The 20,889-nt window shown below is 70.8% G+C and carries 21 protein-coding genes; 12 read left to right on the top strand and 9 right to left on the bottom strand.

Translation table 11 applies throughout. The annotated features are described in order from the left end of the window. Positions 1-488 precede the first annotated feature (488 nt). Positions 489-3,788 carry a tetratricopeptide repeat protein gene (locus ABZ370_RS40810; RefSeq protein ID WP_358632535.1) on the top strand — a complete coding sequence of 1,100 codons (3,300 nt, stop codon included), beginning with the start codon at positions 489-491 and terminating at the stop codon, positions 3,786-3,788. A 76-nt stretch (positions 3,789-3,864) separates the two neighbouring features. Here ABZ370_RS40810 and ABZ370_RS40805 read toward each other — a convergent pair whose 3' ends face one another. Next, a complete protein-coding gene (locus tag ABZ370_RS40805) occupies positions 3,865-4,140 on the bottom strand; it encodes a hypothetical protein (protein WP_358632532.1) in 276 nt (91 codons plus the stop codon). 4 nt (positions 4,141-4,144) lie between these two features. Continuing rightward, positions 4,145-5,017: a mycothiol conjugate amidase Mca gene (gene mca, locus ABZ370_RS40800; RefSeq protein ID WP_358632529.1), complete on the bottom strand. Its 873-nt coding sequence runs from the start codon at positions 5,015-5,017 to the stop codon at positions 4,145-4,147. A gap of 96 nt (positions 5,018-5,113) precedes the next feature. Here mca and ABZ370_RS40795 point away from each other — a divergent pair, with 96 nt between their 5' ends. Then, on the top strand, positions 5,114-5,524 hold the full coding sequence (locus tag ABZ370_RS40795) for a DUF4307 domain-containing protein (protein ID WP_358632526.1): 411 nt from the start codon (positions 5,114-5,116) through the stop codon (positions 5,522-5,524). A 273-nt stretch (positions 5,525-5,797) separates the two neighbouring features. Beyond that, the gene (gene greA, locus ABZ370_RS40790) at positions 5,798-6,295 is read left to right on the top strand and encodes a transcription elongation factor GreA (protein ID WP_358632524.1); all 498 of its coding nucleotides are present in this window, start codon (positions 5,798-5,800) and stop codon (positions 6,293-6,295) included. 94 nt (positions 6,296-6,389) lie between these two features. Here the strand turns inward: greA and ABZ370_RS40785 are convergent, their stop codons facing one another. The 3 genes from ABZ370_RS40785 to ilvA form a co-directional block, all read right to left on the bottom strand. Then, complete coding sequence (locus ABZ370_RS40785) at positions 6,390-7,253, bottom strand: ABC transporter permease (protein ID WP_358632521.1); 864 nt, start codon at positions 7,251-7,253, stop codon at positions 6,390-6,392. Beyond that, the gene (locus ABZ370_RS40780) at positions 7,253-8,308 is read right to left on the bottom strand and encodes an ATP-binding cassette domain-containing protein (protein WP_358632518.1); all 1,056 of its coding nucleotides are present in this window, start codon (positions 8,306-8,308) and stop codon (positions 7,253-7,255) included. Before ABZ370_RS40780 ends, ABZ370_RS40785 begins: the two co-directional genes overlap by 1 nt. A 208-nt stretch (positions 8,309-8,516) precedes the next feature. Continuing rightward, complete coding sequence (gene ilvA, locus ABZ370_RS40775) at positions 8,517-9,815, bottom strand: threonine ammonia-lyase (RefSeq protein ID WP_358632515.1); 1,299 nt, start codon at positions 9,813-9,815, stop codon at positions 8,517-8,519. Positions 9,816-9,973: 158 nt separating this feature from the next. Between ilvA and ABZ370_RS40770 the strand changes: the two genes are divergently transcribed. The 3 genes from ABZ370_RS40770 to ABZ370_RS40760 all read left to right on the top strand — a co-directional run bounded on the left by ABZ370_RS40770 (position 9,974) and on the right by ABZ370_RS40760 (position 11,477). Further along, a complete protein-coding gene (locus tag ABZ370_RS40770; RefSeq protein WP_358632512.1) occupies positions 9,974-10,477 on the top strand; it encodes a MarR family transcriptional regulator in 504 nt (167 codons plus the stop codon). Between the two features lie 105 nt (positions 10,478-10,582). Continuing rightward, a complete protein-coding gene (locus ABZ370_RS40765) occupies positions 10,583-11,086 on the top strand; it encodes a sigma factor-like helix-turn-helix DNA-binding protein (protein ID WP_358632509.1) in 504 nt (167 codons plus the stop codon). A 139-nt stretch (positions 11,087-11,225) separates the two neighbouring features. Then, positions 11,226-11,477 carry a hypothetical protein gene (locus ABZ370_RS40760; RefSeq protein WP_358632507.1) on the top strand — a complete coding sequence of 84 codons (252 nt, stop codon included), beginning with the start codon at positions 11,226-11,228 and terminating at the stop codon, positions 11,475-11,477. A gap of 13 nt (positions 11,478-11,490) precedes the next feature. Here ABZ370_RS40760 and ABZ370_RS40755 read toward each other — a convergent pair whose 3' ends face one another. Next, positions 11,491-12,642 (bottom strand): cystathionine gamma-synthase, encoded by a 1,152-nt coding sequence (locus ABZ370_RS40755; protein WP_358632504.1) that lies wholly within the window; start codon positions 12,640-12,642, stop codon positions 11,491-11,493. Positions 12,643-12,848: 206 nt separating this feature from the next. Here ABZ370_RS40755 and ABZ370_RS40750 point away from each other — a divergent pair, with 206 nt between their 5' ends. From ABZ370_RS40750 to ABZ370_RS40730, 5 genes are all read left to right on the top strand, one after another. Then, positions 12,849-13,946, top strand: coding sequence for a hypothetical protein (locus tag ABZ370_RS40750; RefSeq protein WP_358632501.1), 1,098 nt, complete (start codon positions 12,849-12,851; stop codon positions 13,944-13,946). A gap of 156 nt (positions 13,947-14,102) precedes the next feature. Then, the gene (msrA, locus tag ABZ370_RS40745) at positions 14,103-14,762 is read left to right on the top strand and encodes a peptide-methionine (S)-S-oxide reductase MsrA (protein ID WP_358632499.1); all 660 of its coding nucleotides are present in this window, start codon (positions 14,103-14,105) and stop codon (positions 14,760-14,762) included. Between the two features lie 35 nt (positions 14,763-14,797). After that, positions 14,798-15,502: a hypothetical protein gene (locus tag ABZ370_RS40740; protein ID WP_358632496.1), complete on the top strand. Its 705-nt coding sequence runs from the start codon at positions 14,798-14,800 to the stop codon at positions 15,500-15,502. A 78-nt stretch (positions 15,503-15,580) separates the two neighbouring features. Then, a complete protein-coding gene (locus ABZ370_RS40735) occupies positions 15,581-16,702 on the top strand; it encodes a DUF2235 domain-containing protein (RefSeq protein WP_358632493.1) in 1,122 nt (373 codons plus the stop codon). Between the two features lie 347 nt (positions 16,703-17,049). Next, complete coding sequence (locus ABZ370_RS40730) at positions 17,050-17,541, top strand: GNAT family N-acetyltransferase (protein WP_358632490.1); 492 nt, start codon at positions 17,050-17,052, stop codon at positions 17,539-17,541. A 125-nt stretch (positions 17,542-17,666) separates the two neighbouring features. Here ABZ370_RS40730 and ABZ370_RS40725 read toward each other — a convergent pair whose 3' ends face one another. After that, a complete protein-coding gene (locus ABZ370_RS40725) occupies positions 17,667-17,867 on the bottom strand; it encodes a hypothetical protein (RefSeq protein ID WP_358632487.1) in 201 nt (66 codons plus the stop codon). Positions 17,868-18,316: 449 nt separating this feature from the next. Beyond that, positions 18,317-18,835, bottom strand: coding sequence for an NUDIX hydrolase (locus ABZ370_RS40720; RefSeq protein WP_358632484.1), 519 nt, complete (start codon positions 18,833-18,835; stop codon positions 18,317-18,319). A 119-nt stretch (positions 18,836-18,954) separates the two neighbouring features. On the opposite strand from ABZ370_RS40720, the gene cutA reads away from it, so the two are divergent. After that, positions 18,955-19,218, top strand: coding sequence for a divalent-cation tolerance protein CutA (gene cutA / locus ABZ370_RS40715; RefSeq protein ID WP_358632675.1), 264 nt, complete (start codon positions 18,955-18,957; stop codon positions 19,216-19,218). A gap of 4 nt (positions 19,219-19,222) precedes the next feature. Here the strand turns inward: cutA and ABZ370_RS40710 are convergent, their stop codons facing one another. Further along, positions 19,223-20,092: an XRE family transcriptional regulator gene (locus ABZ370_RS40710; protein WP_358632481.1), complete on the bottom strand. Its 870-nt coding sequence runs from the start codon at positions 20,090-20,092 to the stop codon at positions 19,223-19,225. Positions 20,093-20,889 lie beyond the last annotated feature (797 nt).

The raw sequence follows: 20,889 nt of genomic DNA, 5'->3' as shown, positions 1-20,889 counted from the left end.
CGCTGCGCCGGACGGACACGCGGCCGCACCCGAAGGGTCGGCGAAGAGGCGTCAGTCCATCCGCGGCACCGAACGTGGCGTCAGTATATGAACCATCCGATCCACTTGAACAAGACTTTACCCATGTGATGGACATCACACCGTGATCATTTTCGCCGGAAGTCGAGATTCCACATACGAAAGGAGCGAGGTTCAATTATTCGCCATCAGATATTTCGTTAGGAATAACCCATACCCCACGAGGACGCCGCCATATCCGTGCCGGGCACGGCGGACGCCCTCCCCACCGTGCGGGGCGCCGCCGAGCGCGGGCGGGCGCGGGCGGGGACGGCCCTCCCGGCCCGGCCCGCGGGGGTGAGCGAGTTGTCCACTTGTCCGCTTGCCCGCAGAGGGAGTTATCCACAGGGCTGCCGGAAATGAGGCAGAAGCGGAACACTTGGGGAGCAACGCGCGATTCACGCGTGGCGCTCGTGCAGGAGGGGGATCACATGCCGGGCTCACTGGCCGTGCTGCGGGACAGCCACCGGACGGAGGTCGAGCGGCTGCTGACGCGGGCCGTCGAGGAGGAGGTGCGGCGCTCCGGCGGCCGCACGAACGGCGGGGTGCTGCTGAGCCGCGCGCGGGGCTCGCTGGACGAGATGGCGGCGACCGCGGCCGAGGAGTACGGCGCGTATGTGCGCGCGCTGGACGAGGCGGACGCCGGCAGCAGACCGCTCTCGGCGATGCTGGGGCACGGGCGGCTGTCCACCCCGGCGCTGGCCGCGGGGGTGGCGGCGGTCGCCGCCTTCGGCGCGGATCTGACCTTCGGCACCTCGGCGGGCACGGCGCTGGGCGCGGGCGCGACCGCGGCGGTGGCGGGGTCGGCCGCGGCCGTCGTCAAGCTCACCGCGGCGCACTGGCCCGCCGCCCACCGCCAGGCGGCGCTGCGCAACCAGCCGGGCGGGCCGGAGCAGCTGCGGCTGCAGTGGCTGACGGCGGTCGAGGTGCGGGGCATCCGGCCGTTCATCGACCAGCACCGGATGACCTCAGCCGCCACCCGCCAGGGCGGCGGCCCGGCCAAGCGCTCCACCTCCGCCTCCGGCGCGCAGGCGCCGCGGCTGCGGGGCGCGGACCGCAGCCAGGCGGCCCGCAGGCGCACCGTGCTGGAGCAGTCCTTCGGCCATCTCCCCCAGGCGGACGGGCCGTTCGCCGGGCGCCGCGCGCAGACCGCCCAGATCGCCCAGTGGGTGCACCAGGCGCGGGCCAGCACCGAGACCAGGCCGACGGTGGTGCTGCTGGAGGGCCCGGCGGGCTCGGGCCGCACCATGCTGGCCGTGCGGGCGGCCCATGAGCTGCGCGACCAGTTCCGCGGCGCCTGCCTGGTGGACCTGCGCGGGGACAGCGCCGAGCAGGCCCCGCTGACGACGCGCGACGCGCTGCTGCATCTGCTGAACCGGCTCGGGGCGCCCCGCGATCAGCTGCTCTTCCGGGAGCGGGCGAGCCAGGACCAGCACCTCAAGCGGCTCATCGAGCTGTATCACCAGCATCTGACCGGGCTGCCCGTCACGATCGTGCTGGACGACGCGAGCGACGCCGAGCAGGTCCGCACGCTGGTCCCGGAGCGGTCCGACAGCCTGATCCTGGTCACCTCGCGCACCCCGCTCACCCTGCCGCCGGACCTGGCGGCGTGGGTGCACCGGCTGGAGGTCGGCCCGCTGGACCAGTCGGGCGCCGAGGAGCTGCTGCGGGTCTCCGCCGAGAATCCGGCCGGGCCCGGCCCGTACGACGGGCGGTCCGTGGAGCGGATCGCCGAGCTGTGCGGGCGGCTGCCGCTGGCGCTGCGGATCGCGGGCTCCGCCCTCGGCCCGCGCACCCCCGCCGCCCTCGCCGCCGACCTGGAGGCGTACGGGCCGGTCGGCCCGGTCGAGCGCACCCTGTGGCTGCGCTACACCGACCAGGAGGACGGCGCCCGGCGGCTGCTGCGGCGCCTCGCGCTGGCCGGGCGGGCGAGCATGGGCGCGGCGGCGGCCGCGGCGCTGCTGGGCGCCGATCAGCAGGAGGCGGCCCGCCATCTGGACGCGCTGGGCCGTGCCGGGCTGATCCAGCATGTGCGCGGCAGCCGCTACCGGCTGCACGACGTGGTGCGCTCGTTCGCCGCCGCCCGGCTGGCGGACGAGGAGGAGCCCGGGCAGCGCACCGCCGCCCAGGAGCGGCTGATCCGCAGCTATGCCGAGCTGGCGGACTCGGTGATCCGCCTGGTCGACGGCAAGACGTCCACCCGCGCCGACGTCTTCACCAAGGGCACGGCGGGCGGCCACGGCTTCACCTCGCTGGACGCGGCGCTGGGCTGGCTGGACGAAGAGTCGAGCTTCATCACGGCGGCGCTGCGCCACGCGGAGGGCGTGGACCAGTCCGCGGTGCTGCATCTGCTGGGCGCGCTGTGCGACTACTGCCTGCTGCGCGGCGACCTGTACCGGCTGGGCGAGATCAGCGAGCTGACCCAGGCCGTCGACCAGGGGCTGCTGCTGCGGTCCGTGCAGTGGCGCACCGGGATCGCCGCCCGCCAGCTCGGCGAGCTGGACCAGGCCCGTACGACGCTGTCGTCGGTGGTCGACCTGTACTTCGAGGCCCAGCACGAGGCGGGCGCGGCCCGCGCGCTGTGCAGCCTGGGCATCACCCTGCACCACCAGGGGAATCTGGTGGAGGCCTCGGCGAAGCTGCGCGAGGCGCTGGCCCTGCAGACGCCCGAGGCGCTGCGCGGGGACCGGGGGTGGACGATGCACGCGCTGGCCGCCGTGGAGCGGGATCGCGGGCAGCTCGCCGAGGCACTGGACCTGCTGCGGGAGGCGCTGGAGCTGCACCGGGAGTCCGAGAGCCTGCACGGTCAGGCGTGGGCGCACTTCCAGCTCGGCCAGGCGTGTCTGCGGATGGGCGACGTGCCGCGCGCGGAGGCCGAGCTGCGGGACGCGCTGGGCGCGTACCACCGCACCCACGACCAGCGCGGTGAGGCCTGGGCGCTGACCCAGCTGGCCCGTGCCCGGCTGGTGGCAGGGGAGCCGTCGGCGGCCGTGGACCAGCTGCGCCAGGCCCTCTCCCGGCACCGGGAGAACGAGGACGCGCGCGGTGAGGCCTGGACGCTGTACTACCTGGGCCAGTCGCTGGAGGAGCGCGGCGACCGGGACGCGGCGGTGCGCGAGCTGGAGCGGGCCCGCACGATGTTCAGCCGGATGCGCGATGTGTACGGGCTGGCGTGCGCCCGGCATCACTCGGCGCGGGTCACCCGTGATCTGCGGGCGGCGCAGACGGGCTCGCTGCGCAACAGCGGCTTCGCGCGGCAGCTGCTGCAGGACGCGCGGCAGGACTTCGCCCGGGTGGGGGTGGCCCACGGCGAGGCGTGGTCGTGCGTCGAGCTGGCGGTGATCGACGCGGGGAACGGCCGGGCGGTGCAGGCGCTGGAGCTGGTGGACGAGGCGGCCCGGCTGTTCGCGGGGTACGGGGACCGGCGCGGCGGGTCCTGGGCCCGGTTCCTGCGCTGCACACTGCTGCCGTTCGCCTCGGCGGGCGGCTCGGTCATCGGCACGGCGGTGGCGCAGGAGGAGCTGGCGGAGCTGCTGCGGGAGCTGCGGGAGCCCGGCGGGGCCTCGACGGGCGGGGACCCCCGGCTGGAGAGTGACGCGGAGGCGTTCGCGCTGGTGCTGGAGCGCGGTGTGGAGCCGGAAACGGGATGGCAGGCCTGGCAGCTCGGCATGGTGCCGAGCCGCCGCTCCCGCGAGGTCATGGCCGTGCTGTCCGACCGGCCCCGCGCCTGAGCCCGGTCCGGACAGGTCAGGCCAGGTCAGGTCGGTCCCGGCAGGTCAGTTCCGGGCCCGGGTCGAGGAGGTGCCTCTAGGCCGTGCTTTCCCCCTTGGTGCCCTCCGGGGAGGCGGTGGTGCCCGTCGGGGAGGCGGAGGCGGTGACCCGGGCTTTACCGGGCTGCGGCTCCTCCTCGAAGTCCACCTTGTTCATGTGCTTGTTCATGGACTTCATCAGGAGCCACACCGCGCCGCCGATCAGTGCGAAGACGACGAACCCGAGCAGGCCCGGGGTCACCTTGTTCTCGTCCAGATCTTTGGCGAGCGGGACGAGATGCGTCATGGCGAGGGTGCTGGTCGCGCTCATCATGGGGTCAATTGTTGCGGATGCCCGCGAAGAGGTCGTCCTCGGGGAGGGAAGTATCCACGAGCGACTTCGCGAGCTCGTATTCTTCCGTCGGCCAGATCTCCTTCTGGATGTCCATGGGCACTCGGAACCAGCCGCCGTCGGGGTCGATCTGCGTGCGGTGCGCGATCAGCGCCTTGTCGCGGATCTCGAAGTAGTCGGCGCACGGCACATAGGTGGTCAGGGTGCGCTCGCGCCGGGAGAACTCCTTCCAGCGCTCCAGCCACTCCGCGTACGGCGAGTCCAGGCCGCGCGCGAGCAGCCCCTCGTGCAGGGCGACGGTGCGCGGCCGGTTGAAGCCCTGGTTGTAGTAGAGCTTCTGCGGCTGCCACGCCGGGCCCGCCTCGGGGTACTTCTCGGGGTCCCCGGCCGCCTCGAAGGCCACCATCGTGATCTTGTGGGTCATGATGTGGTCGGGGTGCGGATAGCCGCCGTTCTCGTCATAGGTGGTGATGACCTGCGGCTTGAAAGAGCGGATCAGCTTGACGAGCGCGCCCGCCGCCTCATCCACGTCCTGCAGCGCGAAGCAGCCGTCCGGCAGTGGGGGCAGCGGGTCACCCTCGGGCAGCCCGGAGTCCACGAAGCCCAGCCACTCCTGCTTGACCCCGAGGATCTCGCGCGCCTCGTCCATCTCCTTGGCGCGTACCTCGTGAATGTGCTCCTCGATGTACGGATCTCCCTGGAGCTTGGGGTTGAGGATGGAGCCGCGCTCACCGCCTGTGCAGGTCGCGACCAGCACATCCACCCCCTCGGACACGTACTTGGCCATGGTGGCCGCGCCCTTGCTCGACTCGTCATCCGGGTGCGCGTGCACGGCCATCAAACGCAGCTGCTCAGTCAACTTCGATCCTCAGTGATTCGTCGCGGAAGACGGCTTCTATAGTGACCCACAGCGGGCCCGAATAATTCCGGGTCTCCCAAGCAGGAGGAAGCGATCATGTCGGCGGTGCGCGAGGGCCTTCCCGAGGGGCGCTACGGCCGCTCCGCGGATGAGCGGGCCGACCGCAAGCTGAAGATCATCGGTTCGGTGCTCGGCGCCGGTCTGGTCGCGCTGATCGCCTGGTTCGGGTACGCGTACGTCATCGAAGAGGACGTCAGCGGCCAGCTCACCGGTTTCGAGGTGACCGCGGACAACTCCATCGAGGTCCGGCTGGAGATCACCAAGGACAAGAGCTCCACCGCCGTGTGCACGGTGCGCGCGCAGGACGTCTACCACGAAGAGGTCGGCCGCAAGACCTTCACCTTCGGCCAGCGCCAGGACGACATGATCAAGGTCGTGACGATGCGCACCACCGGCCGTGCGACCAGTGCCGAGCTCGTCGGCTGCGAATCCGCCAAGGACAGCTGAGCCGGGCGCCGGGCGAGTCGCCCCGGCACCGCCCGGAGACCGCCCGGAGACCGCCCTGACACCGGCTTGAGGCACGGCCGGAAGCCCGGTCGGAGGGCTCCGTCAGCCGCATCCGGACTGGCCGGGTTTGACCCGTTTCATACCCATGAAGATGAGTTCCCTCCTCCCCGTTTCCTGTCGGAATTGTTAGGCTCGTGGTTTCGCCCGGCTTTGAAGGCGCACCCTTCTGAGTAGGGCGTTCATTTGTATTCCCAGCACCGACGAGGAGCACCTGTGACCCAGACCAGCGAGAACGTCACCTGGCTGACCCAGGAGGCGTACGACCAGCTCAAGGCCGAGCTGGAGTACCTGTCGGGTCCGGCACGTATCGAGATCGCGAAGAAGATCGAGGCTGCCCGGGAGGAAGGCGACCTCCGGGAGAACGGCGGTTACCACGCCGCCAAGGAGGAACAGGGCAAGCAGGAGCTCCGAGTGCGTCAGCTGACGCAGCTCCTGGAGCACGCGAAGGTCGGAGAGGCACCCGCGGACACCGGCGTGGTCGCCCCCGGCATGGTCGTCACCATCGCCTTCGACGGCGACCCGGACGACACCACGACCTTCCTCCTCGCCTCCCGCGAGTACGCGAGCTCGGACATCGAGACCTACTCGCCGCAGTCCCCGCTGGGCACGGGCGTGAACGGCAAGAAGGTCGGCCAGGACGCCGAGTACGAACTCCCCAACGGCCGTACGGCATCGGTGCGCATCCTGGAGGCCAAGCCCTATCAGGGCTGAGCCCCCGCCCAACGCCCGCACGACGTACGGCGAGCCCCCGGCCCGAGCGGCCGGGGGCTCGCTGTCACGGCACCACCACTCGCTCGGCGACGCCTCAGGCGGTCGCCGAGCGGTACTTCCGGACCGACAGCGTCCGGAACACCAGGATGATCACTACCGACCACAGCACCGACGCCAGCGCCGGATGCTGCATCGGCCAGGCGTCCGAGACCACGCCCTGCGGATTGCCGAACAGCTCCCGGCAGGCCTGCACCGTGGCGCTGAACGGGTTCCAGTCCGCGATGTGCCCCAGGAACTCGGGCATCTTGCTCGACGGCACGAACGCGTTCGAGATGAAGGTCAGCGGGAACAGCCAGATCAGCCCGCCGGACGTCGCGGCCTCGGGGGTCCGTACCGTCAGCCCGATCAGCGCGCCGATCCAGGAGAAGGCGTAACCGAGCAGAAGCAGCAGCCCGAAGGCGCCCAGCGCCTTCAGGATTCCGTCGTGCACCCGCCAGCCCACGATGAGGGCGACGATCGCCAGCACGACCAGCGTCAGCGCCGTCTGCACCAGATCCGCGAGCGTACGGCCGGTGAGCACCGCGCCGCGCGCCATCGGCAGCGAGCGGAACCGGTCGATCAGCCCCTTGTGCATGTCGTCGGCGATCCCCGCGCCCGCGCCCGCCGTCGCGAAGGTGACGGTCTGCGCGAAGATCCCGCCCATCAGGAACTCGCGATAGACGTTCGCGTCCGCACTGGCCTGCCCCGGCACCATGATCGCGCCACCGAATACATAACTGAACAGCACCACGAACATAATGGGCTGGATCAGGCCGAAAATGACAACTTCCGGAATTCGCATCATCCGGATCAGATTGCGCTGCGCGACCACCAGCGAATCCCGCACCGCCGCGAGCGGTCCGCCGCGCGGCCGGGGGGCGATGGCGACCGTGGCGCCCGACTCCTCGACAACAGCCATCACTTGCCTCCCTCGTGCGCGCCGCTCAACCCGCCGCCGTCCACAGCGCCGACGTTTTCAGCACCGCCGTGCTCAGCGCCGCCGTGCTCAGCGCCACCGTGCTCCCCGCCGCCGTCCTCGGCGCCATGGCCGGTGAGCGAGATGAAGACGTCGTCGAGCGTCGGGCGGCGCAGCCCGATGTCGTCGATCTCCACTCCCCGGGTGTCCAGTTCGCGGATGACCTCGGCGAGCAGCTTGGCCCCGCCGACCACCGGCACGGTGACCTTGCGGGTGTGCTCCCGCACCGTGGTCTCGCCCTTGCCCAGCACCCGCAGCACATGCTCGGCGACCGCGATGTGCTCCCGCTCGTGCACCACGACCTCCACCCGCTCCCCGCCGGTACGGGCCTTGAGCTGGTCGGAGGTGCCGCGGGCGATGACCTTGCCGCGGTCGATCACGCAGATGTCATGGGCCAGATGGTCGGCCTCCTCCAGATACTGCGTGGTCAGCAGCAGCGTCGTACCGCCCGCCACCAGTTCCTGGATGACCTCCCACAGCCCCTGCCGGTTGCGCGGGTCGAGCCCCGTGGTCGGCTCGTCCATGAACATCACCGGGGGGCTGACGACCAGGGCGGCGGCGAGGTCGAGGCGGCGGCGCATACCGCCGGAGTACGTCTTGGCGGTGCGGTCGGCCGCGTCCGCGAGGTGGAACCGCTCCAGCAGCTCGTCCGCGCGGGTCTTCGCCTCGCGCGCGCCGATCTGGTAGAGCCGACCGACCATCCGGAGGTTCTCGCGGCCCGTCAGATACTCGTCGACGGCGGCGAACTGCCCCGAGAGGCCGATGGACCGGCGGACCTCGTTGGGGTACTTCAGCACATCCACCCCCGCGACCACCGCCGTCCCGCGGTCCGGGCGCAGCAGCGTGGTCAGCACGCGCACCGCGGTGGTCTTGCCCGCGCCGTTGGGGCCGAGCAGTCCGAGCACGGTTCCTTCCGGCACGTCGAGATCGACGCCGTCCAGAGCTCTTACTTCGCCGAAGGTCTTCACCAGGCCCTCGGCATGGATCGCGCCTGGCATGTGGCACTCCCAGAGTTGGGTGTTCCCGGGTTGAGTCACCTCAATAAAGGCATATGTCCGCCCACAAGGGCAGCGTCGCGACAGCAAGTGGAGAGGAATCATAGCGCAGTCGCGATACATCGCGACATACCTCTGACGACCTGTGTATGCCGTCAGGCTGCCGTCACACCGGCGTCGGACCGGCGCCAGACCGGCGTCAAGACCGGCGTCAGATCATCACCGTGTATCCGGCCCCGTGCAGTGCCTCCCGGACCTCGGCGCAGTGCTGCGGCCCCTTCGTCTCCAGCTGAAGCTCCACTTCCGCTTCGCTGAGCCCCAGCCGCGGGTTGATCCGTACATGGCTGATATCGAGCACGTTGGCGTCCATCGCCGACAGCTCCGCCAGCAGCTTCGCCAGCGCCCCCGGCCGGTCGGTGAGCCGCAGCCGCAGCGACAGATAGCGCCCCGCCGCGGCCATGCCGTGCCGCAGGATGCGCTGCATCAGCAGCGGGTCCACATTGCCGCCCGAGAGCACCGACACCACCGGCCCCTCGAAGGACTCCGGAGCGGACAGCACCGCCGCCACCGGACTCGCCCCCGCCGGTTCCACCACGAGCTTCGCCCGCTCCAGACACAGCAGCAGCGCGCTGGACAGCTCGTCCTCGCTCACCGTGCGGACCTCGTCGACCAGCTCGCGGATGATCGCGAACGGAACGTCGCCCGGCAGTCCCACCTTGATGCCGTCCGCCATCGTCACCGGCGCCTCGACCGACACCGGGCGCCCCGCCTCCAGCGAGGGCGGATACGCCGCGGCGCCCGCCGCCTGCACACCCACCACCCGTACGTCCGGCCGCAGCGCCTTCACCGCCACCGCGATCCCGGCCACGAGCCCGCCGCCGCCGATGCCCACCACGACCGTGCGCACCTCGGGGCACTGCTCCAGGATCTCCAGGCCCACCGTGCCCTGCCCCGCGATGACGTCCGGGTGGTCGAACGGATGGATGAAGACCGCACCCGTCTCCTCCGCGTACCGCCGCGCCGCCCGCATCGACTCGTCCACGATCTGGCCCTCGAACCGGACCTCCGCGCCGTAGTCCCGGGTCGCCGCGATCTTCGGCAGCGGGGCGCCCTCGGGCATGAAGACCGTCGAGCGCACCCCCAGCAGCGAGGCCGCGAGCGCGACGCCCTGCGCATGGTTCCCGGCGCTCGCCGCGACCACCCCCGCGGCCCGCTCCCCGGGCGTCAGACGGGCGATCCGCACATAGGCGCCGCGCAGCTTGAACGAGCCCGTACGCTGCAGGTTCTCGCACTTCAGCTGCACCGGGGCACCGACCAGACCGGCCAGATAGCGGCTGCCCTCCAGGGCAGTCGTCCGGGAGACCCCCGACAGGATCTTCTGCGCCTCGCGCACATCGTCCAGCGTGACGGCGAGCGGGGCGGACGGTACGGAACGTGCGGGGCGCGGGGCCGCACCGGGCCCGTCCTCGCCGCCGGGTCGTGGAGCCGTACCGCCGGATCGTGGAGCCATGGCCCCAGTCTCGCAGCTCCCCCGCAACACGGCCGGGCCGGGGGAACCAGGGGTTGGCCGGTTGTCGGCAGGTTTCTGCAGCCCCCGTACGGGCAGGGCCCGGGCCGCGTACTCTGTGCCACATCCCACAGACCACCGCATGAAGTGAGCCCTAGGCCATGCCCACCCAATCGGACATGACGACTCAACTCGACACAGGCGTACTCGATTCACTCCAGCACCAGGTCGCGGTCTTCGCCCGCCGCGCGGAGCAGACCCGGCTCGGCGGCGTCGGACAGGCGCGCAACTCGATGGACCGCGCCGCCTACCTGCTGCTCAACCGGCTCGACCAGGAAGGCCCCATGGGGGTCAAGGCACTCGCCGGAGGCATGGGCATCGACTCGTCCACCGTGACCCGGCAGGTCGCCCCGCTGGTCGACTCCGGCCTGGTCAAGCGCACCTCGCACCCCGAGGACGGGCGCGCCGTCGTCCTCCAGCTCTCCCCGCGCGGCAAGGCCCGCCTGGAGGAGGTGCGCTCCTCGCGGCGCGAGCTGATGGCGCAGGTGACGGACGACTGGACGGCGGAGGAGCGCGATATGTTCTGCGATCTGCTGACCCGCTTCAACGGCGCCCTGTCCGCCGCGCACGGCGCGGTGCCGCAGGCGGCGGCCCCGGCGTCCTGAGCCGGACCAGACTTCACGCCTCTCGCCTCCTGCCTCCTGCCTCCTGCCTCTTGACCGAGCGCCCCTGCCTGCCGTGTCCTTGAGGAACGAAAGGCGGAGGGCGCGGTGCGAGAGCGGCGGGCAGCACGGGAGAGCCGCCGGGCCCGGGAATTCGAGGCATTCGTCGCGGGCGCGGGTGGCAGGTTGTTGCACGCGGCCACACTGCTCACGGGGGAACGCCCGGGGAACCGCACCGGGGACACCGACGCCGCGCAGGACCTGCTGACCGCCGCGCTCGCGCGCACCTACGCCCGCTGGGACCGGCTGCGCGGCGAAGATCCGTACGAGCGCACCCGCCAGGAACTGGCCGCCCTCTTCGCCCACCGGGCCCGCCGCTACCGCCGTCCGCGCGGCGGCGTACTGGACCGGCTCACCCCGCGCGAGCGGCTGGTGCTGGTGCTGCGGCTGTACGAGGGGGTCGCGGAGGAGCAGACGGCGGCCACGCTCGGCCTGCCGGTCGAACGCGTACGGGCCATCTGCACGCGCGCCGTCAGCCTGATGCGTACCGCCGCCCCGCCGCACCCCGGCCGTCCCCCTGCCCACGGCCATCCGGCGGGAGCGGCGCGGTGAGCGGGCTCCGGGGCGCGCGGAAGACCCCGCACGCGGGAAGCACCAACGGGACGCGTGGCCCGGGCCGATACGGCGGCGCCACGGGTGATGCGGGCCGCAACGCCTCGCGCGCCCACCGCCACCGCGAACGGGCGGCGCCGTGAGCTACCCGGACCGCAAGGAGGACCAAGTCCGGCGGATGCTGGAGGGGCCGCATCCGGTACTGCCGCCGGATCTGGCCGGGCGGGCGGCCGGGCGCGGGCAGCGGCTGCTGCGCCGCCGCCGGGCGGCCCGGACCGTCGGCTGGGCGGTGCTGCTCGCCCTGGTCGTCGCGTTCACCGTCTGGGCAGCCGTCGTCCACCCGTGGGCGGGACCGCCCGCCGACACCACCCCTCCGCTGGAGGGGTGGTGACTCGGAATGGGACTCAGGCGAGCGCCCGCGTGAGATCCGCCAGCAGGTCGTCGATGGACTCGATGCCCACCGACAGCCGTACGAGATCGCCCGGCACCTCCAGCGCCGAACCCGCCGTCGAGGCGTGCGTCATCCGCCCCGGGTGCTCGATCAGCGACTCGACGCCGCCCAGCGACTCGCCGAGCGTGAACAGCCGGGCCCGGTTGCAGACCTCGACCGCCGCCTCCTCGCCACCGGCGACCCGGAACGACACCATGCCGCCGAAAGACCGCATCTGCTTGGCCGCGACCTCGTGGCCCGCGTGCTCGGTCAGCCCCGGGTAGAAGACCTGGGCCACCTTGGGGTGGGCGGTGAGCAGCTCCGCGACGCGCTCGGCGTTCGCGCTGTGCCGGTCCATCCGTACCCCGAGCGTCTTGATGCCGCGCAGCACCAGCCAGGAGTCGAAGGGGGCGGCGACGGCGCCCATCGCGTTCTGGTGGAAGGCGAGTTCGTCGCCGAGGCCCGGGTCGGAGACGATCAGCGCACCGCCGACGACGTCCGAGTGGCCGCCCATGTACTTGGTGGTGGAGTGCACGACGACGTCCGCGCCGAGCGCCAGCGGCTGCTGCAGATACGGGCTGGCGAAGGTGTTGTCCACGACGAGCCGGGCCCCCGCGGTGCGGGCGACGTCGGCGACGGCGGCGATGTCGGTGATGCCCAGCAGCGGGTTGCTCGGCGTCTCGACCCAGATCACCTTCGTACGGGGGCGCAGCGCGGCCCGTACCGCCGCCGGGTCGGAGGTGTCGGCGACCGACCACTCCACGCCCCAGCGCTCGACGACCTTGGAGAAGAGGCGGAACGTACCGCCGTACGCGTCGTCCGGGATGACCACGTGGTCGCCCGGCACCAGCAGCGTGCGCAGCAGGCAGTCCTCGGCGGCGAGGCCGGAGGCGAAGGCGAGCCCGCGGCGGCCTCCCTCCAGGGCCGCCAGGTTCTCCTCCAGGGCGGTGCGGGTGGGGTTGGCGGATCGGCTGTACTCATAGCCGCCGCGCAGGCCGCCCACCCCGTCCTGCTTATAGGTGGAGACCTGGTAGATCGGCGGAACGACGGCGCCGGTGAGCGGGTCCGCCTCCTGGCCCGCATGGATGGCGAGCGTCTCGAAGCTCTGGGGGTCCTGATCGGTCATGAGCCCGAGCGTAACGCGCGGCGGGCAGGTCGAGGAGGCGCCCGCGGACCCGTCCGGGATTCGGCCGCGGGACCGTCCGGGATTCGACGGTGGGCCGTCCAGGGTTCGACGGTGGACCGTCCGGGGTTCGACGGCCGTCTTCAATGTCCGCGGGGACGCATAGGCTGGACCACAAGCCGTTACGGGACTTCACACGGGGACACCTCATGGAGCTTCTGATCATCCTCATCGCCCTCGTCATGATCGGCGGGCTGATCGTGCTGCCCGCCCTGCGGCGGCGGCGCGGTGGCCGCGAGACCCTCCAAGGGGCGGTGCGCGCCACGGACCCGGGTGAGTACGGCTTCGTACCGCGCGAACAGCTGGACGTCCGGCTGCCCGGCCCGGACGGGCGGCTCATCGACGCGCTGGAGGAGGTCCAGTCCGGCCAGGACTGGCAGCCCGCGTCCCGGCTGCTCGCGCTCACCGAGGCGACCTCCGAACTGCGCTGGCAGCGCGTCCAGACCCTCGCCGGAGCCGCCGCCTTCGAACTCGCCCAGGCCCCCGGCCGGGGCGGGATGTGGCTGCGCACCTGGCGCGTCGCGTCCCCCGAGGACCCGGGCGCGGCCGCCGTGCAGGCGGAGTTCCTGGTCCGCCAGGCGCTGCGCGACCCGTCCTCGCAGGACTTCCGCATGATCCTGGAGGAGGCGCGGGACGTCTGCCACGAGGCGGCGCGGCTGGCCCCCGACGACCCCGTCCCGTACATCATCGAGCTCGGCGTCGCCCGCGGTCTCCCCTACCGGCAGGCCGACTTCGAGGAGCTGTGGACCAAGGTCACCGACCGGGCCCCGCACCACATGGGCGCCCACCTCGCCGCCCTCCACTACTGGTGCGAGAAGTGGCATGGCTCCCAGGACCGCGCCGACCGCTTCACCCACACCGCCGCCGGGTCCGCGCCCGAGAAGAGCCTCCTGCCCGCGCTGCCGCTGTTCGGCGTCTTCGAGCACCTCCCCGAGGTCAACCTCGTCCGCAGCCTGTACCAGAGCGACGTGGTCACCAAGGCGGTCGAGGGCGCCCTCTACGCCGTCCGCCGGGCCCCCGCCGACCACCCGGTCCTGCCGCACGTCCGCCATCTGCTGATCTGGTTCCTGGTCCGGTCGGAGCGGTACGCGGACGCCATGGAGCAGCTGCGCCACGTGGACGGCCACGTGGGCGCGGTGCCGTGGTCGTACGGCGCGGACCCGGCCGCCGAGTACGCCGTCTACCGGGCGCTGGCGGTGGCGGGCTGGGAGGGCCACGGCGGCTCCCCGGCGACCCTGCCCAAGTGAGCGCCGCCGCGGCTCCCCGGCGACCCTGCCCAAGTGAGCGCCGCCGCGGCTCCCCGGCGCCCCTGCCCAGGTGAGCGGCGCCCCGGAATTCGAGCGAGCCCCCGCCCGTTGTAAGGGATGGCCGCCCTGCACTTCTGCCCCCGAGGAGCCCTCCCGATGCTGTTCAGCCGCCGCGAGAACCACCTCCCGACCCCCGAGGAGGCGCTGAAGGGCCGCCCCGCACCGGGCTTCACGGTCCCCGACCGCCACACGGTCCTCGGCAACCCCCTCAGCGGCCCGTACCCGCAGGGCCTGGTCGTCGCCGACTTCGGCCTCGGCTGCTTCTGGGGCGCGGAGCGCATCTTCTGGCAGGCCCCCGGCGTCTGGACCACCCTGGTCGGCTACCAGGGCGGCCACACCGAGAACCCCACCTACGAAGAGGTCTGCAGCGGCCTCACCGCCCACACCGAGGCCGTCCGCGTCGTCTTCGACCCCACGGTCACCTCGTACGGCGCCCTCCTGAAGCTCTTCTGGGAGTCCCACGACCCCACCCAGCACTTCCGCCAGGGCAACGACGTCGGCACCCAGTACCGCTCGGCCGTCTACACCCACTCCCCCGAGCAGCAGTCCGAGGCCGAGGCCTCCCGCGCCGCCTACCAGTCCGTCCTGACCGGTTCCGGCTACGGCGAGATAGCCACCGAGATCCTCCCCGCGGGCCCCTTCTACCCGGCCGAGCCGTACCACCAGCAGTACCTCGACAAAAACCCCGCAGGCTACTGCGGCATCGGCGGCACGGGCGTCTCCTGCCCGATCGGCGTGGCCCCGGCGGACGGCTGAGCCGACGAGTGGGCTTCGGAACCCATGTCCGCAGGGTGCGTGACGAACAGCTCCCCCTCGCCCGACGGCACGCGGCACTGAGGTGTGCCGTCGGGCACTACTGCCCGCTCGGCTTCAACGCGACCTGGGCGTACCTCGCCGCCACCGCGCGACCGTCTCCCGACCTGCGCAGGGACCCCGAGGCCCTGCTGCGCGCCCTGGACACGCTGGAGGCCAGCCGGGCAGTCCGGCTGGAAGAGGCGGCCGCCTTCGCCGCCCGCCGTCACAGGGAGAAGGCGCTCGGCCGACGCACTCCACGGGCCACCGACTCCGCGCATCTGCGCGTACCTCGCTGGCCCGGGACAGCGCCTCCCTCTCGCCTGGGACTTGTCGCGGCGGTGGCAAACCGCCGCTCCGCGTTCGAGAAGGTCACCTATCCCGACGAGACGCTCTACCCCGACAGCCAGGCCCCTCAATTCGCCGCTCTGCACACGAGTCTCGGCGCCTGCGCCACTTCCTACCTCAGGAACCTCGGCCACCTGGACGGCCCGGCGCACGCAGCCCTGACCGAGACCCTTGAAGGCATCAACCGCCTTGTACGTCCGGGCCACGCACCGCTGAACGTCCACCTGCTTCAGTGGCTGCGCTTCGCGAACCTCCTGACGTACGCCGCCGAGGTCGGGACGGTCGACACTCGACTGCGGCGAATGGCGAGGTCGGCGGAGTGGTGCGATCATCGAATCACGTCTGTCGGCCGGTAGCCGGCGCGCGGCGCGGAACGGGCCGGGGCAATGACATCAATGATGTGCGGTTGCTGTTCCTCCCGGGAGGGAGCTGCCATGGCCAAGAACCTGATCCTCTGCTGTGACGGCACGTGGGACCTCGCCGACCAGCCCAACAAGACGAACGTCACCAAGGTCGCCCTGGCTGCCCGGCCGCGGGCAGACGGCGTGGAGCAGCGTGTGTACTACGGTCGCGGTGTCGGCACACGCCGATGGGACCGCCTGCGCGGCGGCGCGTTCGGTATGGGGTTGTCCAGCAACGTCCTGGACGCCTACCGCTTCCTCGTCGACGCCTACGAGCCCGGTGACCATCTGTACCTGTTCGGATTCAGCCGGGGTGCTTTCACCGCCCGCAGCCTTGCCGGCCTGGTGCGCAACTCCGGCATCCTGCGCCGGGAGCACGCCCACCGGATCAAGCAGGCGTGGGCCCTGTACCGCGACCGGATCGAGAAGCCGACCGGCACGGCCGCCACCCTGTTCCGCCAGACGTATGGGTACGAGACGGGGATCCGCTTCATCGGAGTGTGGGACACGGTCGGTTCCCTCGGCATCCCCGTTCCGGGTCCCCGGTGGCTCAAGCCGGTCGTGGCCTCGGTCAACCGTCGGTGGGCTTTCCACGACACCGAACTGAGCAGCTGGGTGGAGGGGGCCTTCCACGCACTGGCCATCGACGAGCAGCGCACACCGTTCATCCCGACGCTATGGCACCAGCAACCCGGCGCCGATGACAACGGCCAGGAGCTGAAGCAGGTGTGGTTCGCCGGAGTACACAGTGACGTCGGCGGCGGCTACAGCGAGACGGCCCTGTCCGACATCACCCTGTTGTGGATGGTCCACCAGGCTCGCCGTCACGGGCTGGAGTTCGACCCCGAGGTCCTCAACTTCCATGTGCGGCCCGACATCATGGGCACGATGCACAACTCACGCACCGGCCTCTACCTCATGGACCGACCGTGGCACCGGCCCATTGGAATGTCCGCGGACAAGTCGGGTCGTGCCGACGGGTGCGAGTACCTCTCGGAAACCGCCCGCATACGCCACGACGAGGACGCGTCCTACCGACCGCCCGAACTCGACCGCTATCTCTCTGAGGGACGAGTACACCTCGAACCGGTGCCCCTGACCGCCCCCGACTCGCATCGAGCGCCTGCCGGACCGCGCCGATCGAGGCGACCTTAAGGTCTTCCTGGTCGAGGCGCTGTGCGTACACCGTGAGGGAAACCAGCTCGCGCTGACACATCGGGTCCTCCGGCTGAGAAAGCTCGTGGCCCTCGCCCCGCTGATTCTGACGCTGGACGAGTCGGAACAGCTCCACTCGGGTCTCTGCTTCGCACTGGTCCCGGAACCCGCGCGATTGGACACGTCTGAGTGCCTAGGGACGGTTCGCTATCCCGGCGGGCGAGAGCGGTACTGAGTCGGCTCGGGGGGCGCCGGGCGCCTATCCGCGGCAGCTCGCCGCCGAAGCACCGAGATGGCAGGAGATAAATCGATCGAAAGGCCTGAACGGCGTCGCTAGCGTATGGCGGATGGAAATCCGGGCGTTCGAGGAACGTGACTGGTCGCAGGTCTGGCCGATCGTCGAGCAGATTGTCCGTAAGGGAGATACCTTCTGCTACGACCCTCTCCAGACTGAGGCTCAGGCGCACGACATGTGGGTGGTACCGCACCCGGGACATGTCGTGGTGGCCGTGGAGGGCCAGCGCGTGCTTGGCACCTCGAACATGTACCCCAATCGCCCCGGTCCCGGTGCCCACATCGCCAGCGGCAACTTCATGGTGGCGTCTGAGGCGCGCGACCAGGGTGTCGGTCGAGCGCTGGGCGAGTACCTGCTCAACTGGGCCTCGACCAGCGGCTTCGCTGGCGTGCAGTTCAACGCGGTCGCCGCCTCCAACGCACCCGCCGTGAGACTGTACGAACGCCTCGGGTTCACTCTCATCGGCACCGTCCCGGGTGCGCTTCGGCACCCGGCGCTGGGCCCGGTCGGACTCCACGTCATGTATCACGACCTGGGCGGCTGAGCCGCTGCGGTCATCCGACCGGATGACCTCCGCCCGAAGCTGCGGTACTGGCGCCGCCGGACGTCAGGTCGATGACGTCCGGCGGCGGTTGGGACATGTGCGGGACCGCGATCGCAGTCGACGCTTCAGCGCCGGATGAAGACGGCGACCAGGACGGCGGCGGTCGCCACGCCGACGGTCAGGGGGTCGGCCAGCGCCGGGTGCTGGTAGGCGACGTAGGCCGAGCCCCCGGCGAAGAGCAGGATCAGCACCAGGGCGAGCAGCAGCATTTGCGTCCGCAGGTCGTGGTCCTGCTCGTCGCGGCGCGGGTCGTTCGGGTTGGTCATCAGGTCGTCCTTCCAACTCAGCATGCGGAAGTCGCATGCGGCGCAGTAAGCAGCAGCGGTGCTCCCCCATCCCTTCAGAGGCGAGAGAGGGCGGTAGACAGGGACCGCCGGGCTGCGGACAGCACAGTGGGGCAGGCGGGGGTTAGTCGTGCAACTCCGCTGGCACCCGATCACCGTTCCATCGGGAAGCAGCCCATTCACGGGCTCTGACCTGCGAATTCGCTGACCGGCCAGTCTTGAATGACGCGTCTACCACTGGTACGGGCAAGCCGCGCAAGCCCGTTCCTTTCTCTCCAACCTCGTTATGCTGCGGGGCCCGGCAACCGTTCGCCCCAGAGGGCATCCGCACCCCCGTCGCACGGAGTGTGGTGGTGCTGGCGTCGAACCGCGTGTGCCGCGCATAGGCGGAGTTGACGCACCGCATAGTCACGGCTGGGATGCCCTGGCCGTCACAGAACGAAGCGTTCGCCGTTCTCGAGATACGCGGGCCGCCGCTCGGCCAGGGCCCGGAGTGCCTGGGCGGCCCGTCGGCGGGTGCGGGGCGGGAGCATGGTCAGGGCGTCGTCCGGGGAGACGAACTCGCAGGCCGACAGTTCATGATCGCGCGGATACAAGCCGCCGACCTGGCCAGATGAGAGGGTGCCTCCGTCGAAGACGAATGCGAGCTGGTCGTCCCAGGGGCCATGTGGCGCGACCCAGTCGACGCACAGAAGTCCTCGCAGTTCGACGGCAAGGCCCAGTTCCTCGGACAGTTCGCGTCGCGCCGCGTCCGCAGGCGATTCGTTCGCCTCGGCCATCCCGCCAGGCAGGTCCCACGCTTCCTTGTACGTCGGCTTGACCACCAGCAGGCGCCCGGCGGTATCGCGCAGGAGAACGTCGGCCGATACCCGTTTGCGCTCCTGCTTGGCATTGCCCTCTGCCAAGTAGGCGTCCCAGTCTGCGGTGCCCGGCTTGGGAGGCGTGGTCATATGGCAGTTCCTCCATCAGGTCATCCGGTGCCGCGAGACTAGGCTCGCGGCATGGCTGAATTCCTTCAGGTGGCGACAGCGACAGAGAACCGCGCTAAGGCGAGAAGCTTGCGGGTTTGGTGGTGACGGCTCGACTCTCGGCCGGGGCGCAGTTCGTGGGGCCGGTGGTCTCTGTCTTCTGGCACCAGGGTGAGTTCGGGACTGGCGAAGAGTGGCAGCTCTTGTTCAAGACACGTGCCGACCGCTACGCCGATCTTGAAGCGCGCCTCTTGGAGCACCACCCGTGGAAGAACCCTGAGGTGTCGGCCGTACCGATCGTCGCAGGCTCCGATGCCTACCTGCGGTGGGTGGAGCGGACGACTGAGCCGAGCCCTGCGGGCTGACACCTCATGTCCTGGCCTTCTCCAGGACTTCGGCCACGGCCGGAAGCTCCCGGTGGGGCCTGAGCTGTTGGACGATCGGCGCGAGGCGCTGGCGTGGGCGGACGGACGCGACCCCGGCGGAGAGTTCCAGCGCGCGGCCGGTGGCGGACGCGGCTTCCTCGACCTCTCCGGCAGCCAGGTAGGAGTCCGCCAGCCACGACAGGTAGAGGCTCTTGTCGCGGGCGTGAGTGTCGTCGTACCGGGAGAGGAAGTCCTCCAGCACGGGAACGGCACGGAGGGGCCGACGTAGTTCGGTCCAGCATCGGCCCGCCATGATCTGCAGACCGTTTCCGTCCCACGCCGCCCAGTCGGGCTGGGGCGTTCCGTCGCCCTCGCCGAGTGCGGATTCAGCGGCGTCGAGGGCTCGTTCGGTCTCGTCCGCTTCCCCGGCGGCTGCGTACGCCCAGGCGAGACGCCCGTGGAGCAGCGCCCGTACGCCAGGTGGGGCGTCGGGGCCTGCGGTGCCGCATGACTGGACGGCGATGTCTATCCCGACTGTGCGATCCCGGCTGAGCCTCTGGTAGGCGAGGAAGGCAAGAGCGTTTCCGGCGAGGGCGGTGTCTCCCGCTTCGGTGGCGGCCTGGTGGCTGTCCTCGTAGAGGCTGGTGGCATCGGCGTGCTGACCCGCGTCGAACGCCGCCCAACCCGCTTGCTGGGCCTGCTCGGAGAGGACCGAAAGGAGTGCGCGACCGGTCTCCTCGGTGTAGCTTCCCTCTCGCAGCATCGTCTTGGTCGCTTGGTATTCGCCGAGGTAGACGCGGTACGTGTCGCCTCCGCCGAGGACGTCATCGAGTCGCCGTAGTCGTGCCGTGCGCTGTCGCAGCTGGTCCGGCACGTCTCGGCCGATCTGGCGGCCTGCCGTGACTTGAGCCAACTCGGGCAAACCGAGGACCAGACCTGCCCCGGCTGAGGCTCGGAAGAACTCCCTGCGCCGCACTGTTTCGCTCCCTTCTCGGGTCGTCGTAGAAGTCGTGCGTGCTGAAGCCGCTTCCCAGTCGCGGGGAGCGAGACCGAGTAGATGTCCGGGGATGCGCAGGGCGTCGGCAATCGTCGCGATCTTGTCGAACGATGTGATGCGGCCCTGGCCGCGTGCCAGTGTGCCGACCCGCTCGGGTTTGAGGTCACATTCGGAAGCGATCTTCGAGTAGCTGATCTTGGCTAAGTCTCGGGCAAGAGAGAAGACCGCGCCGAAGTCATGAGCCATGATCGCGGCACGCATCTCCGGGTGGTTCAGAACCTGACGCGGTAGTGCTGTCGGGGGTTGGTAAGCGGTCATCGTGTGCCCCGTTACGCCTGATGGTGACAATCTGTCACACGGTCCTGACCGTCAGCCTACCCATCATGGGGATAGCCAGGGGCGGGAAGGCAGCGCCGTTACTCCGCAGCACAGTTGGCGAATACAAGACCCACGCGACCGCGCGAACGGCCCGGGGGCGTGGTCAACGCGCAGAGGAGCGTCAACGTGCCAAACCATATCCACCACACCGTGTGGCGGCTGCTGCGGTCATTGCTACCCGGTCGGGGGCGCCGACACGTGGTCCGGGCAAGTCCTCCGGTGAACTGCGTGAATGCCCCGGCGCAGCGACCGGCATGGTCTGCGAAGGGCACTCCCCGGGTGGAGCTGCTGTGCGC

The sequence above is a fragment of the Streptomyces sp. NPDC005962 genome (genome assembly GCF_040629205.1).
Taxonomy (GTDB): Bacteria; Actinomycetota; Actinomycetes; order Streptomycetales; family Streptomycetaceae; genus Streptomyces.
Note: the sequence above shows the minus strand (reverse complement) of the source record. Positions and strands in the feature narration are given on the sequence as shown.

Coding starts and splice junctions, on each gene's coding strand:
- ABZ370_RS40750 (WP_358632501.1), top strand. CDS start 12,849: ATGGAGCTTCTGATCATCCTCATCGCCCTCGTCATGATCGGCGGGCTG.
- ABZ370_RS40795 (WP_358632526.1), top strand. CDS start 5,114: ATGTCGGCGGTGCGCGAGGGCCTTCCCGAGGGGCGCTACGGCCGCTCC.
- ABZ370_RS40780 (WP_358632518.1), bottom strand. CDS start 8,308: ATGCCAGGCGCGATCCATGCCGAGGGCCTGGTGAAGACCTTCGGCGAA.
- ABZ370_RS40720 (WP_358632484.1), bottom strand. CDS start 18,835: ATGACCACGCCTCCCAAGCCGGGCACCGCAGACTGGGACGCCTACTTG.
- msrA (WP_358632499.1), top strand. CDS start 14,103: ATGCTGTTCAGCCGCCGCGAGAACCACCTCCCGACCCCCGAGGAGGCG.
- ABZ370_RS40730 (WP_358632490.1), top strand. CDS start 17,050: ATGGAAATCCGGGCGTTCGAGGAACGTGACTGGTCGCAGGTCTGGCCG.
- ABZ370_RS40805 (WP_358632532.1), bottom strand. CDS start 4,140: ATGATGAGCGCGACCAGCACCCTCGCCATGACGCATCTCGTCCCGCTC.
- ABZ370_RS40725 (WP_358632487.1), bottom strand. CDS start 17,867: ATGACCAACCCGAACGACCCGCGCCGCGACGAGCAGGACCACGACCTG.
- ABZ370_RS40755 (WP_358632504.1), bottom strand. CDS start 12,642: ATGACCGATCAGGACCCCCAGAGCTTCGAGACGCTCGCCATCCATGCG.
- ABZ370_RS40735 (WP_358632493.1), top strand. CDS start 15,581: ATGGCCAAGAACCTGATCCTCTGCTGTGACGGCACGTGGGACCTCGCC.
- ABZ370_RS40770 (WP_358632512.1), top strand. CDS start 9,974: ATGCCCACCCAATCGGACATGACGACTCAACTCGACACAGGCGTACTC.
- ABZ370_RS40785 (WP_358632521.1), bottom strand. CDS start 7,253: ATGGCTGTTGTCGAGGAGTCGGGCGCCACGGTCGCCATCGCCCCCCGG.
- ABZ370_RS40810 (WP_358632535.1), top strand. CDS start 489: ATGCCGGGCTCACTGGCCGTGCTGCGGGACAGCCACCGGACGGAGGTC.
- ilvA (WP_358632515.1), bottom strand. CDS start 9,815: ATGGCTCCACGATCCGGCGGTACGGCTCCACGACCCGGCGGCGAGGAC.